This window comes from Lentzea sp. HUAS12, from assembly GCF_024125735.1.
In the GTDB taxonomy this organism is placed as follows: domain Bacteria; phylum Actinomycetota; class Actinomycetes; order Mycobacteriales; family Pseudonocardiaceae; genus Lentzea; species Lentzea albida.
The window spans coordinates 4,179,555-4,191,953 of record NZ_CP099738.1; the positions used below are offsets into that span (position 1 = coordinate 4,179,555).

The 12,399-nt window shown below is 71.2% G+C and carries 12 protein-coding genes; 6 read left to right on the forward strand and 6 right to left on the reverse strand.

The annotated features are described in order from the left end of the window. Positions 1-60: 60 nt before the first annotated feature. The 3 genes from ND450_RS18360 (at position 61) to ND450_RS18370 (ending at position 5,801) form a co-directional block, all read left to right on the forward strand. Positions 61-2,670 (forward strand): type 2 lanthipeptide synthetase LanM family protein, encoded by a 2,610-nt coding sequence (locus ND450_RS18360; protein WP_253327294.1) that lies wholly within the window; start codon positions 61-63, stop codon positions 2,668-2,670. Next, positions 2,667-2,855: a hypothetical protein gene (locus ND450_RS18365; protein WP_253327295.1), complete on the forward strand. Its 189-nt coding sequence runs from the start codon at positions 2,667-2,669 to the stop codon at positions 2,853-2,855. The genes ND450_RS18360 and ND450_RS18365 overlap by 4 nt, the downstream gene beginning before the upstream one ends. 69 nt (positions 2,856-2,924) lie before the next feature. Beyond that, positions 2,925-5,801 carry a LuxR family transcriptional regulator gene (locus ND450_RS18370; protein ID WP_253327296.1) on the forward strand — a complete coding sequence of 959 codons (2,877 nt, stop codon included), beginning with the start codon at positions 2,925-2,927 and terminating at the stop codon, positions 5,799-5,801. Here the strand turns inward: ND450_RS18370 and ND450_RS18375 are convergent. The 5 genes from ND450_RS18375 to ND450_RS18395 form a co-directional block, all read right to left on the reverse strand. Beyond that, entirely contained in the window at positions 5,750-5,965 is a 216-nt protein-coding gene (locus ND450_RS18375) for a CDGSH iron-sulfur domain-containing protein (RefSeq protein WP_253327297.1), read from the reverse strand. The genes ND450_RS18370 and ND450_RS18375 overlap by 52 nt on opposite strands. Then, positions 5,955-6,650 carry a HemK2/MTQ2 family protein methyltransferase gene (locus ND450_RS18380; protein WP_253327298.1) on the reverse strand — a complete coding sequence of 232 codons (696 nt, stop codon included), beginning with the start codon at positions 6,648-6,650 and terminating at the stop codon, positions 5,955-5,957. The genes ND450_RS18375 and ND450_RS18380 overlap by 11 nt, the downstream gene beginning before the upstream one ends. A 161-nt stretch (positions 6,651-6,811) precedes the next feature. Continuing rightward, positions 6,812-7,288, reverse strand: coding sequence for a DUF1360 domain-containing protein (locus ND450_RS18385; RefSeq protein WP_253327299.1), 477 nt, complete (start codon positions 7,286-7,288; stop codon positions 6,812-6,814). Beyond that, positions 7,285-7,476, reverse strand: coding sequence for a DUF2795 domain-containing protein (locus tag ND450_RS18390; protein ID WP_253327300.1), 192 nt, complete (start codon positions 7,474-7,476; stop codon positions 7,285-7,287). The genes ND450_RS18385 and ND450_RS18390 overlap by 4 nt, the downstream gene beginning before the upstream one ends. 16 nt (positions 7,477-7,492) lie before the next feature. After that, positions 7,493-8,287, reverse strand: a complete 795-nt coding sequence (locus ND450_RS18395) for an SDR family oxidoreductase (protein ID WP_253327301.1) — start codon at positions 8,285-8,287, stop codon at positions 7,493-7,495. Between the two features lie 140 nt (positions 8,288-8,427). Here ND450_RS18395 and ND450_RS18400 point away from each other — a divergent pair, with 140 nt between their 5' ends. Genes ND450_RS18400 through ND450_RS18410 form a run of 3 tightly spaced genes read left to right on the forward strand, consistent with a single transcriptional unit; the run spans position 8,428 to position 11,458 of the window. Beyond that, positions 8,428-9,420 carry an efflux RND transporter periplasmic adaptor subunit gene (locus ND450_RS18400; RefSeq protein ID WP_253327302.1) on the forward strand — a complete coding sequence of 331 codons (993 nt, stop codon included), beginning with the start codon at positions 8,428-8,430 and terminating at the stop codon, positions 9,418-9,420. After that, on the forward strand, positions 9,420-10,130 hold the full coding sequence (locus tag ND450_RS18405) for an ABC transporter ATP-binding protein (protein ID WP_089926131.1): 711 nt from the start codon (positions 9,420-9,422) through the stop codon (positions 10,128-10,130). The genes ND450_RS18400 and ND450_RS18405 overlap by 1 nt, the downstream gene beginning before the upstream one ends. Next, positions 10,130-11,458 (forward strand): ABC transporter permease, encoded by a 1,329-nt coding sequence (locus ND450_RS18410; protein ID WP_253327303.1) that lies wholly within the window; start codon positions 10,130-10,132, stop codon positions 11,456-11,458. Before ND450_RS18405 ends, ND450_RS18410 begins: the two co-directional genes overlap by 1 nt. A 110-nt stretch (positions 11,459-11,568) precedes the next feature. Here the strand turns inward: ND450_RS18410 and ND450_RS18415 are convergent, their stop codons facing one another. Next, the gene (locus ND450_RS18415; RefSeq protein ID WP_089926427.1) at positions 11,569-12,354 is read right to left on the reverse strand and encodes an aldo/keto reductase; all 786 of its coding nucleotides are present in this window, start codon (positions 12,352-12,354) and stop codon (positions 11,569-11,571) included. Between the last annotated feature and the right edge of the window lie 45 nt (positions 12,355-12,399).

A 12,399-nucleotide genomic window follows, 5' to 3' on the forward strand; every position in this document is an offset into this window, starting at 1 on the left:
TCGCAAATCTGGGGGGTTGATCCCCATGTGCGGGGCGGTCGCGCGTGCGAGGTTGTGCCGGTGACCTCCGCGGCCGAGACCAGCACCGGCGAGAGCTGGACAGCAGCTTTCGCCCACGCCCTGCGCCCGCTGATCGACGCCTCGCGCACCGAGGTGGCGCCGCCGTTCGACGCGGCGTTCGCCGAGCAGCTCGGGCGCCGGTTGGTGGAGATCGCGGCGCGGACGCTCGTGCTCGAGCTGCACACCGTGCGCGGCACGCTGACGAGCGCGACCAGTGAGGAGCGGTTCGCCGAGTTCACGCGGACGCTGAACCTCTCGAGCGTCTTCAACCGCTACCCGGTGCTCGCCCGGCTGCTCGCGCAGGCCTGTGAGCAGGCCGTTTCCACTCACCACGAGCTGTCGTCGCGGTTCACCCGCGACCGCGCCCAGATCGTCCGCACGATCTTCGACGACCACGACCCCGGCGCGCTGATCTCCATCGAGACGGGGCAGGGCGACGCGCACCAGCAGGGGCGGACCGTGGCGGTCCTGACCTTCGAGTCCGGCGCGAAGCTCGTCTACCGGCCGCGGCCGGTCGGGCTGCACGTGCGCTTCCAGGAGCAGGTCCGGTGGCTGTCCGAGCGGACCAGGATCGACTTCAGGTCGCCGAGGCTGCTGCCCCGCGACGGCTACGGGTGGATCGAGCACGTCACCCACGAGCCGTGCGCGGACGTGTCGCAGGTCGCCGAGTTCTACCGGCGGCTCGGCGCGCTGCTGGCGCTGCTCTACGCGGTCGACGGCACCGACATGCACTACGAGAACCTCATCGCGTGCGGTGACCAGCCGGTTCTCGTGGACGTCGAGACGCTGTTCCACCCGACGCTCGTGAACGACGCCGACCCCGCCGCGGCCGCGCTGGTGCGGTCGGTGCACCGCACGGCCCTGCTCCCCCACGTGCTGCTCGGTGACAACGGGGTGGCGGACGTGTCCGGTGTCGGCGGCGACCACGGCGTGCTGTCGCCGTTGAACTCGGTCGACTGGGCCGACCCGGGCACCGACAGGATGCGGCTGGTCAGGCGCCCGCGGACGTCGTCGGGGGCGCGCAACCGGCCGCTGCTCGACGGCACGCCCGCCGAGCCCGCCGACTACCAGGACTCGCTGCTCGCCGGGTTCCGCGCGGGCTACGACGCGATCGTGGCGCACCGCGACGAGCTGCTGCGGCTCGTCCGGGAGTGCGCCGACGAGGAAGTGCGGTTCGTGGCGCGGGCGACGCGGCAGTACGCGCGGCTGCTCGACGAGTCGACGCACCCGTCCGTGCTGGCCGACGCGCTCGACCGCGACCTGGCGTTCGGCGTGCTGGTGGTGGACGACCCGCTGCTCGACCGGCTGGTGCCGTTCGAGGTGTCCGACCTGTGGCGCGGGGACGTGCCGCTGTTCACGTGCCGGCCGGGGTCGACCGACCTGTGGACCGCGTCCGGGCTCCGGCTGCCGGGGATGCTGCCGGAGCCCGGGCTGCACGCCGTCACGCGCAAGATCCTCGCGATGAGCGAGGTCGACCGGCACGACCAGCAGTGGGTGATCACGGCCCTGCTGGCGTCGCGGCCGCGCCCGGTGTCGCACCACAGCGGCGCCGCGGTGCAGGGGCACGTGGCGCCGGTCGACCCCGACCCGGCGCGGCTGCTCGTCGCCGCCTGCGGGATCGCCGACCAGATCCTCGCGCACGCGGTCACCGGGGAGGACCGCGTCAACTGGCTCGGGCTCGAACTGGTCGACGACCGGCACTGGACGGTGCAGCCGCTCGGCGCCGGCCTGTCGAACGGCTACACGGGCGTGGCGCTGTTCCTCGCCGAGCTGGGCGCGCTCACCGGGGCCGCGCGCTACGTCGACTTCGCGCGGGACGCGCTGCGGCCGTTGCCCGACCTGCTGCACCTCTTCGCCGAGCAGCCCGAGCTCGTCTCGGTGGTCGGCGGCGGGATCCACGGCCTGGGTGGCATCTGCTACGGCCTCGCGCGCCTCACGCCGTTGCTCGGCCTCGACCCGAAGCTGCTCGCGCAGGCCGTTCAGCTGATGCCGAGGGAGGATTCGTCGCACACCGTCCTGGACGGCGTCGCGGGCTCACTGGCCGCGATGCTCGCCGTGGGCACTCCCGAATCCCTCGCGCTCGCCGATCACTACGCGTCCACTCTGCGTGGAGTCATCAGTTCCTCGAATGGTTTCGCCCGTGGCGATGCGGGAATCGGATGGGCCCTGAGGCGTTACGCGGCAACGGTTCGTGACGAGTTATCAGATGTGGCCGCACGAACGTCCCTGGAGAGCGACGCGATCGACCCCACCGACACCGGGTGGTGCACGGGACTGGCCGGTGTGGCGCTCGCCAGGGACGACGAGCGCCTGGCCGGTCTGCTCGCCTCCAGGGAACCGTTGCGGGACATGAGTCTCTGCCACGGCGAACTGGGCGTCGTCGAGGCATTGGCCGCGCACCACCCGAGCGCCGCGAACCGGCGCACGGCCCTGTTGCTGGGAACGCTCGACGAACAGGGCGCGCGCTGCGCCACCCCGGGCGGCGTGCCGTCGCCCGGCCTGCTCACCGGCCTGTCCGGAATCGGTCACGGCCTGCTGCGCCAAGGGTTCCCGATCCCCTCGGTCCTGCTACTGCAAGCATCACCTGACGAAGAGGAGTGCACCCGATGAACGAGTCCCTGCACAGCGCGGCCGACCGGTCCGACGCCGCCGAGCACGCGATCGGCGAGATGGAACTGGCGCCGAAGACGCTGGCGGGTGCGCGGGCGCGTGCGTTGATGGGCCTGACCATGGCGACGAGCGCGTTCGTGGCCATCACCCCCCTCGTCACGGACACGACCGTGAGCGTGGTCTAGGAAACTTTCACCTCGAATACGTCTGGCCGGTCGATTTCGAGACCGGTACGGGCCCGTTAGGGTCCAGACATGCAGACAGGAGCGTCCCAGGTGATCGGTCGTGATCAGGAAGTCACGGCAATCACCGGGGCGCTCTCCCGCACGCGCGACTCCCGCGGCGGCGCCGTCTTCCTCACCGGTGAGGCGGGGATCGGCAAGTCGAGGCTCGCCCGGTACGCGGCGGGCGCGGCGTTCGACGAGGGCATGCGGGTGCTCAAGGGACGCGGCACGACGATCGGCCCGATGGTGCCGTTCCGCCCGATCGCGGAGGCGTTGCTGGGCCTCTTCCGCGGTGATCCGCCGGACGACTCCGCGCTCGGGCCGTACAAACCCGTGCTGGGCACGCTGATCCCGGAGTGGCACGACCACCGGTCGACCACGGAGTCGGTCGTGGTGCTGGCGGAGGCGGTGCTCAGGCTCCTCGCCTCCGTCGCGCGCAAGACCCCGGTGCTGCTCGTGCTCGAGGACCTGCACGAGGCGGACGCGGAAACGCTTGCGGTCGTGGAGTACCTGGCGGACAACCTGGAGGACCAGCCGGTCCTGCTGCTCGCGACGATCCGCAGCGAACCCGGCCACGCGCTGGAGCTCGTCCGCCGGATGGTGCAACGCGGGTCCGGCGCGCTGGTGGAGCTGCACCGGCTGTCGCAGGACGAGGTCGGCCAGATGACGGCCGCCTGCCTGGAGAGCGACCGCATCCCGCCGGAGCTCGTCGATCGCCTGTGGACGGACAGCGCCGGAAACCCCTTCGTGGTCGAGGAACTGCTGCACGGCATGGTGAGCGGCGGCCTGCTGGTGGCCGGGGCGCACGGCTGGCAGGTGCTGGGAGAGCTCAAGCTCCCGGTGCCGGCGGCGTTCGTGCGCAGCGTCGCGCACCGCACGGACAGGCTGGGGCCGCAGGGCCGCGAGGTGCTGTCCATCGCGGCGGTGCTGGGCCACCGGTTCCCGCTCTCCCTGGTGCAGAAGGTGACCGGCGTCGACGACCGCGAGCTCCTGAGCCACCTGCACGCGGGCGTGGCCGCGCAGCTCGTGACACCGGACGAGCCCGCGCCCGACTGGTACGCGTTCCGCCACCCGCTCACCGCGGACGCGTTGCTCGCGCAGCTGACCCTGGCCGAACGCGTCGACCTGTCGGCGCGCACCGCCGACGCGATCGAGGACCTGCATCCGGGACTGCCCGGCGACTGGTGCCCGCTCGTCGCGAAGCTGCGCCTGGACGCGGGAGCCGAGACCGAGGCGGGGCTCCTCTTCGCCGAGGCGGGCAGGCGCGCGCTCGCGGGCGGCGCCGCGGAGTCGGCCGTCACGCTGCTCGACCGCGCGCAGGGCCTGCTCACCGGGGAGGCCGGCCTGCGCGCCGACGTCCTCGACACGCTGCTGCCCGCGCTCGCCGAGACGGGCGAGTTCGAACGCGCCTTCGCGCTCGACGTCGCGGATCTCCAGGCCCTGGACGGACCACGCCGCGCGAAGCTCCACTCGCGACTGTCCCGCGTCGCCTTCACCGCGGGGTGGTTCACCGAGGGCGTCGAGCAGGTGCGGATCGCGCGGACGTTGCTCGGACCGGACGCACCCGACGCGCTGACCGCGTCGCTCGACGTCAACCTGGCCCACCTGACGCTGAACATCCCGAGCCCCGACCGGATCTCGTCGGCGGAGGGCCTCGCCCGGCGCGCCGCCCAGGCGGCGGACCGGGCGCAGCTGCCGGTGGAGGCGTGCGAGGCGTGGCAGCTGCTCGGCATCATCGCGCGCGAGCACGACATCAACGAGGCCAACGCGTGCTTCGGCAAGGCCCTCGCGCTCGCGGACACGCACCACATGCCGATCCAGCACGTCTACGCGCTGGTCCGCCTGGCGGGCAACGACTGGTTGCAGCACGGCGACACCACCTCCCTCGACCGCACGCACGCCGAGGCGTCCCGGGCGGGCGCGATCGCGGTGGCGCACAACGTCGACGCGATCCTCGCGCTGCAGTCCGTGCTGACCGGTGACTACGCCGTGGCGGCCGAACAGATCGAGCGGTGTCTGCAGACCACCACGCGCCTGCGGTTCCACTCGCTGACCCGGTACCTGTTGATGAGCAAGGCGACGCTGGCCGCGCACCAGGGCAACCGGGCCGCGACCGACGACGCCATCACGGAGTTCGAGGCGGTCGCGAAGAACGGGGCGCAGGAGTACCCGCTGTGCTTCGGGCTGGCCCGCGCGTTCTGCGCGTTGCTGGAGGAGAACCGCACCCTGGCGATGACGGAGCTCGACCGCGCGCTCGCCCTGGAGTCGCAGAACCCCACCACGTTCCACCTGTCCGGCACGCACGGCATGCGGGTGCTGCTCGGCGTGCTCGACGGCCGCTTCGGGTGGGCGGACCACCGCGCGCTCACCACGTCGTCCGCCTCGGGCATGCGGTGGAACCGGCAGTTCACCGAGCTGGCGCATGCCGTCCTGCTCGGCCGCGACGGGCGCGGGGACGAGGCCCTGCAGGCGTTCCAGCGCGCGCAGGAGGCCGCGGAGCCGTACCCGCTGGCACGCCACCTCGGTCTGCGGCTGGTCGCCGGGGACGCGGCGTCGTGGGGCGACCCGGTGGCGTGGCTGCGCTCCGCCGAGGAGTACTTCCACCAGCGCACGATCCCGGCGGTGGCGTCGGCGTGCCGGGGCCTGCTGCGGCAGGCGGGCGCTCCCGTTCAGCAGCGGCGCAGCGGTACCGACCAGGTGCCGCGCCAGCTGCGCGGGCAGGGCGTGACGGTGCGCGAGTTCGAGGTGTTCGTGCTGCTGGCCGACCGCATGGGCAACAAGGCGATCGGCACGCGTCTGCACATCTCCCCGCGCACGGTGGAGAAGCACGTCGCCTCGCTCATCGCGAAGACCGGTCAGCCCGACCGCGAGTCGCTCTCCGCCTTCGCGGCGGAGTTCGGCGGCTGACCCGCTCCGTCCGGCGGGTCGTCGCGCACGCGTTTGCGGTGGCTGGTGTCGCAGAAGGGAAAGCGTTTGCTGCGCCGGCACGCGCACACCGCGACCACGAACCGGTCACTCGTGTGCGTCACGCCGTCGTCGGTGACGAGCTCGACGGGCCCCTCAACGAGCATCGGCCCGTTCGGCACCACCGTCACCCTGCGGGCGTTCTGGCCGGTCACCTCGGATCACCACCAGTTCCTCGTGCCGCTGGCCCGGCTCGATCAGGCCGTGCTGTTCCAGGAAGCCGATCCGGCCGTTCATGACCGGGCCGAACGGCACCCAGCGCCGTTGCACGACCGCCGCCTTCAGGCCGCAGTCGCGCAGGCGTTGCAGCGTCGTGTCCACTCCGCACAGTGCTGAATGGACCATCAGCAGCACGCCACCGGGCACCAGCAGGTCGTGGATCCTGGCGCACAACGGGTCCAGCAGCTGGCGGCCGTCGATCCCCGCGTCCCACGCCCTGGCCGGTCCCTTGGCGGCACAGGTGCTCGCGGCGGGCACGTACGGCGGGTTCGAGAGCACCAGGTCGAAGCTCTCGTCTGCCACGACGTCGAGCGCGTTGCCCAGCCGGACCCGCAACGGCACCCTCTGCAGGGCGGCGTTGACGCGCGCCGTCCACACGGCACGCCTCGAGACGTCGACCCCGGTCACCTCGGCGGCGCCGGCGCGGATCGCCGCGATGGCGAGCGCACCCGTGCCGGTCCCGATGTCGAGCACACGGCCACCGGGCGCGATCGCCGCCGCGTGCAGCGCTTCGACCAGAAGCGCAGTGTCGTGCTGGGGCGTGTACACGCCTGGTGCTCTGAGCAGCCTCACGGCGTTGGAATCCCCCGCCAAAAGACCTTGAAACACCGTGTTTTCAGGGGTTTTCGACGGGTACACGAGGATGTGCTGACGACCGTCTTCCGCCCTGTGGAGTGCGGACGGCGGCCTGCGCGCGCAGGCCTACCGGCGCGGCAGGCGCGGCCGCCGGGGGGTCATGACTTCAGCTTGTCGTACACCAGGTTCAGCACGTCCGACGCGGCGACGGCCGTCAGCGCGGTCGACACGAACCGCGTGAGCCGCGGCGCGAACACCAGCCCGGCGGAGAGGCCGCTGGCGATCCACACACCGGCGCAGAACGGGCACGTCAGCAGCTCGCCGATCGCGTGCTGCGCCGGGTGGTCCGAGCGCACGGACTCCTTGAGCTCCGCGTGCCCCGCCGGTTCCTCGTACCGGGTGAACGGCGCCCTGATCGGGCTGGTCACCGCCTCCTTGGTGAGCAGGCGGCTCGCTTTGTGCGTCGCCACGGACACGAGTGCGGTGTCCGCGAGCGAGAACCGTTCGGGCAACCGGACACCCGTGAGGCGTCCTGCCACCGAGACGGCGCCGGCAAGGGCCGCGTAGCTGCCGATGGCGAGCAGGTAGCCTGGGAGCGGCCTGCCCTCGCCGTACGCCTTCCAGATCTTCCTCACGCCTTCGAAACCTCCGCACTGACGGCGTTCGGACCGTTGTACTCGCGGTCGGGCAGCTTCTCCAGCGCCGACACGATGTCGTCGGACGCGCCGTTCTCCCGGGCCTTCTCGACCAGTTGCCGCCTGGTCACCGGGTAGTCGACACCGGACAGGTACTTCTGGACCTCGATGGGGTTCTGATCGCTCATGGGGCGCGAATACCCGTCAGGACTCCGCCGAACCCGGTTCCGTCATCGACCGCGTCATCTTCGCCTTGACGGGGTCCGGCGCGACCTTGCCCGCGATCGCCTGCACCTTGTTCTTCAGCGATCCCGCGACCACGTGGTCGTCGCCCTTCATCAGCGCGTCGAAACCCTGCTGGGCGACCTGCGCGGGGTCGTCCTTGTCGCCCGTGGCGACCTTGGTGTCCTGCATGCCGGCGCGGTCGAAGAACTCCGTGTCGGTCGGGCCGGGCATCAGCGTGGTCACGCTGACCCCGGTGTCGCGCAGCTCTTCCCGCAGGCCCTGCGCGAACGACGCGAGGAACGCCTTGGAGGCCGCGTAGACCGCGTGGAACGGGCCCGGCGCGGTGGCGGCGACGGACGACGTGAAGAGCACCTTGCCCTCCTTGCGGTCCACCATGTCGCCGATCAGGCGGTGCGAGAGGTGCACGGCCGAGCGGACGTTCAGGTCCACGATCTCCAGGTTGTCGTCGACCGACGTGTCGCGCACGAAGTCGCCGCCGACCCCCACGCCCGCGTTCACCGCGAGCACGTCGACCGGGCGCCCCATCGCACGGACGCGCGCCACGACGGACTCCACGCCCTCGTAGCCGCGCAGGTCCGCCCGCACGGGTTCCACGTGCACCCCGCCGCTGCGCAACCGCAGTTGCGCGGCCGCGTCGTCGATCCGTTCGTCCTCCGCGACGACCACGACGTCGAAGGCGTTGTCCGCGAGGACTTTCGCGAGTTCGTACCCTATTCCACTGGACGCACCGGTCACCACGGCAAGCGCATTCACAGGTGTTCTCCCTCCGGGTCGACGCCCCGGATACCCGTGGCCACCAGGTCGATGCGCATCGGCCGAAAGACCGATGCAACCTCGGCGACCCATCAGGTGTCCTTATCGGTAGGTTGGTCGAAACGACATGGGGGACATTCGTGCGCAAAATTCTTCTCGCGCCGCTGTGCGCGCTGGTCACGGTGGGCGTGGCTGCGTGCAGTCCGTCAGGTCCGGATCAGGCCAACCCGGAGCTGGCGCCACGCGGCACGACGATGACCAAGGTCAAGCCGACCAGGCAGGACCTGACCACCAAGCTCAGCATCGCGGGCAAGGTCGAGATGAACCCGACGTTCGGGCTCGTCGCGCCGGTCGCGGGCCAGGTGCGGTACTTCGACGTGCCCGCGCCGAACGGCACGCCGACCAAGCCCATCCGGGTCGCGACCGTGTGGAAGGACCAGACGCCGAACTACGTCGAGGCGCCCGCGGGGTCCACGTTCAGCGGCAGGCTCGTCGACGACAAGGCGACGGTGACGGCGGGCATGCCGATCGCGTCGGCCAAGCACGTCGGCTACGCGCTCGTCGGCGACATCGACGGGCAGCAGGCGTACAAGATCAGCGGCGCGCTGACCGACGTGACGGCGCAGATCAAGAACGGTCCCGGTCCGTTCCCGTGCACGGTGCTCGGCACGATCGCCGCGCTGCCGCAGGGCACGATCCCGGAGAAGCCGCCGGTCACGCAGGACAACAAGGACGGCGAGAAGAAGGACCAGCCGCAGCAGCAACCCCAGCAGCAACAACAGCAGCAGCCGAGCTCCTCGACGGGCCTGCGCATCGTGTGCAGCGCGCCCCCGGACGTGCAGATGATCAACGGCGCCACCGCGTCGATCGAGGTCACCACCGGCAAGGCGGCGCAGGCGCTGGTCGTCCCGGTCGAGGCGGTCGCGGGCCAGCAGGGCAAGGGCAAGGTCGACGTCATCCAGCCCGACGGTTCGCGCCGCACCACCGACGTGGTGCTGGGCCTGACCGACGGCAAGGTCGTCGAGGTCAAGTCGGGCCTCACCGGCGACGAGGAGCTCGCGGTGCCCGGCCCCAACCTGCCGGAGGGGCAGCAGCAGGGCGGCGGCCAGCAGCAGAAGCCGACGGGTCCGTGATGACCCAGACCTTCGACCAGCCGACGGTGCAGGTGCAGGCGCCGCTGCTGCAGCTCAACGGCATCACGAAAGTCCTGAAGGGGCAAGGGGAACCGCGCACGATCCTGTCCGGTGTGGACTTCACCGTCCACGCGGGACAGAGCGTGGCGATCCTCGGCCGCTCCGGCTCCGGCAAGTCGACGCTGCTGTCGCTGATCGGGCTCTTCGACCGCGCCGACGAGGGCCAGTACCTCCTGCACGGCGACGACATCACGAAGCTCCCCGAGCGCAGGGCGGCGGCGTTGCGCAGCGCGGAGTTCGGGTTCGTGTTCCAGCGCTTCTTCCTGCTCAAGCACCTCACCGCGGCGCAGAACGTCGCGATGGCGCTCGTCAACGGCCAGGGCTGGTCGGCGCGGCGCAAGCGCAGGCAACAGGTGATGGACGCGCTGGAGCAGGTCGGCATCGCGCACCTCGCGAAGTCCAAGCCCACCAGGCTTTCCGGCGGTGAGCAGCAACGCGTCGCCATCGCCCGCGCCCTCGTGCGGCAGCCGCGGATCATCCTCGCGGACGAGCCCACGGGCGCGCTAGACACGGAGACCGGCAACCTCGTCGTCGAGGTGCTGCTCAACACGACCAGGCAGGGCTGCGGCCTCGTGCTGGTCACGCACGACCACGACCACGCGCGCAAGATGGGCCGCGTGCTGGAGCTGCGCGACGGGCGGTTCAACTGATGCTTTCCGGCAAGTTCCGGTCCGCCCTCGTCATCGGCGGACAGGGCATCCGCGCCCGAAAACTGCGCACGTTCCTCTCGATGGTGTCGCTGTTCCTCGGCGTCCTCGCCGTCGTCGCCGTGCAGGCGGGCGCCGAGATCGCCGAACGCGCGATGCTCACCGACGTCGAGCTCCAGTCGGGCAAGGACGGCACGGTCACGGGCTACGTCCCCGGTGAGAAGGGCGCGCCGGGCATCGTCGAGGCCATGATGAAGGGCCGCACGGACGCGGTCGCGATGATCGGCTCGAAGGCGATCATCGGTGAGCCCGGCGTGCGCCCGATCAACGAGGGCGGCATGCCGTTCGAGTACGCGGGCCGCGGCGGCGACTACTCCGGCCCGCAGGTCTACTGCGACGCGAACGGCACCTGCACCGAGCAGAAGGCGCAGGAGAAGAAGCCGGACGGCCAGGCGATCGAGGTCAGCATGGTCGCGCTGACCGGCGACATCCGCCCGTTCAAGCCGTTCCGCCCGGTCTCCGGCAGCTGGCTCGAGTTCGACACCGCGCCCTCGCTCGCGCCGAGGATCGTGCTGAACGAGGAGGCCGCCAAGGGCCTGCGGCAGTACCGCGTCCCCGGCGAGATGATGATCGACGGCGCCACCCACCACGTGTCGCCGCAGATCACGGGCGTCGTGCAGGACGGCTACCTCCAGCCTCGCATCTACATGCGCCTCGACGAGCTGCGCACGTGGATGCCCGCGGCCGCCGAGACCTCCGAGATCGACCGGATGCGCGGCGGCGGCACGAACCTCGAGCTCTACCTGCAGCCGGGCTCCGACGAGCTCCAGCAGCTGCTGAAGGCGAAGCTCGCGGGCGTCGGCATCCCGCAGGACCAGATGCACTTCCAGGTCGTGAAGTCCAAGGAGCGCATGGAGTCCGAGCTGCGCATCATGCGGCTGATCTTCCTCGGCATGGCGTTCCTGGTGCTGCTGATCGGCGTCGCGGGAATCCTGAACGTCGGCCTCGCGACGGTCGGCGAACGGGTCGAGGAGTTCGCCCTGCGCCGTGCGGTCGGCATGTCCCGCATGCTGCTCGCCGGCATCGTGCTCGCCGAGACCCTGCTCACGGGCCTGCTGACGGCGGCGCTGGCGATCGGCGCGGGCGCGGCCGGGCTGCAGGTGGCGCTGATGATGTTCGGCAGCCGCTTCCCGTCGTTGCAGGGCACCGCCTTCCCGTGGGAGGCGGGGGTCGCGGGCGTGATCGCCGGGTTGATCGCGGGTGTGCTGGGTGGTCTCATCCCGGCCATCCGGGCGGCGCGGATCCCGATCGCCACAGTCATGCGAGCCTGAGTGCCGTGGCCGCCGAACCGGGGGTTCGGCGGCCACAGCGCTGTCGGCTCGTCGCCGGCGAAGCCCCGGACCGCTGTGCTGCGGGCCGGGGTTTCGCGTTCTCCGAGGGACTAGTTGAGCTCGTCCGGGTTCGGCCCGATGCGCCCGCCACGGTCCAGAGTGGACAGAGCCTCCACCTCGGCGTCCGGCAGCTCGAAGTCGAACACGTCGATGTTCTCCCGGATCCGCGACGGCGTCACGGACTTCGGGATCACGACGTTGCCGAGCTGCAGGTGCCAGCGCAGCACGACCTGGGCCGCGGACTTGCCGTGCGCGAGCGCGATCTTCTGCACCACCGGGTCGGTGAGCAGCTCGCCGCCCTGGCCGAGCGGCGACCACGCCTCGGTGACGATGCCGTGCTCGGCGTGGAACGCGCGCAGGTCGGCCTGCTGGAAGTACGGGTGCAGCTCGATCTGGTTGACCGCGGGCGTCACGCCGGTCTCGTCGATCAGCCGCTGGAGGTGCGCGGGCTGGAAGTTGGAGACGCCGATCGCACGGACGCGGCCCTCCTTCTGCAGCTCCACGAACGCCTTCCACGTGTCGACGTAGTTGTCGCGCGCCGGGGTCGGCCAGTGGATCAGGTACAGGTCGAGCACGTCGAGGCCCAGCTTGGACATCGACGCGTCGAACGCGCGCAGCGTGTTGTCGTGGCCGTGGTCGTCGTTCCACAGCTTGGTGGTGACGAAGACCTCGTCACGGGCCACGCCGGACTGCGCGATCGCCGCGCCGGTGCCCGCCTCGTTGCCGTAGGCGGCGGCGGTGTCGATGCTGCGGTAGCCGGCCTTCAGCGCCTCCGCGACGGCCGGGGTGGCCTCCGCGTCGGGCACCTGCCAGACGCCGAAACCGAGCTGGGGCATGACAACGCCGTTGTTGAGCTTCACGGTGTTCAAGAGAAATCCTTA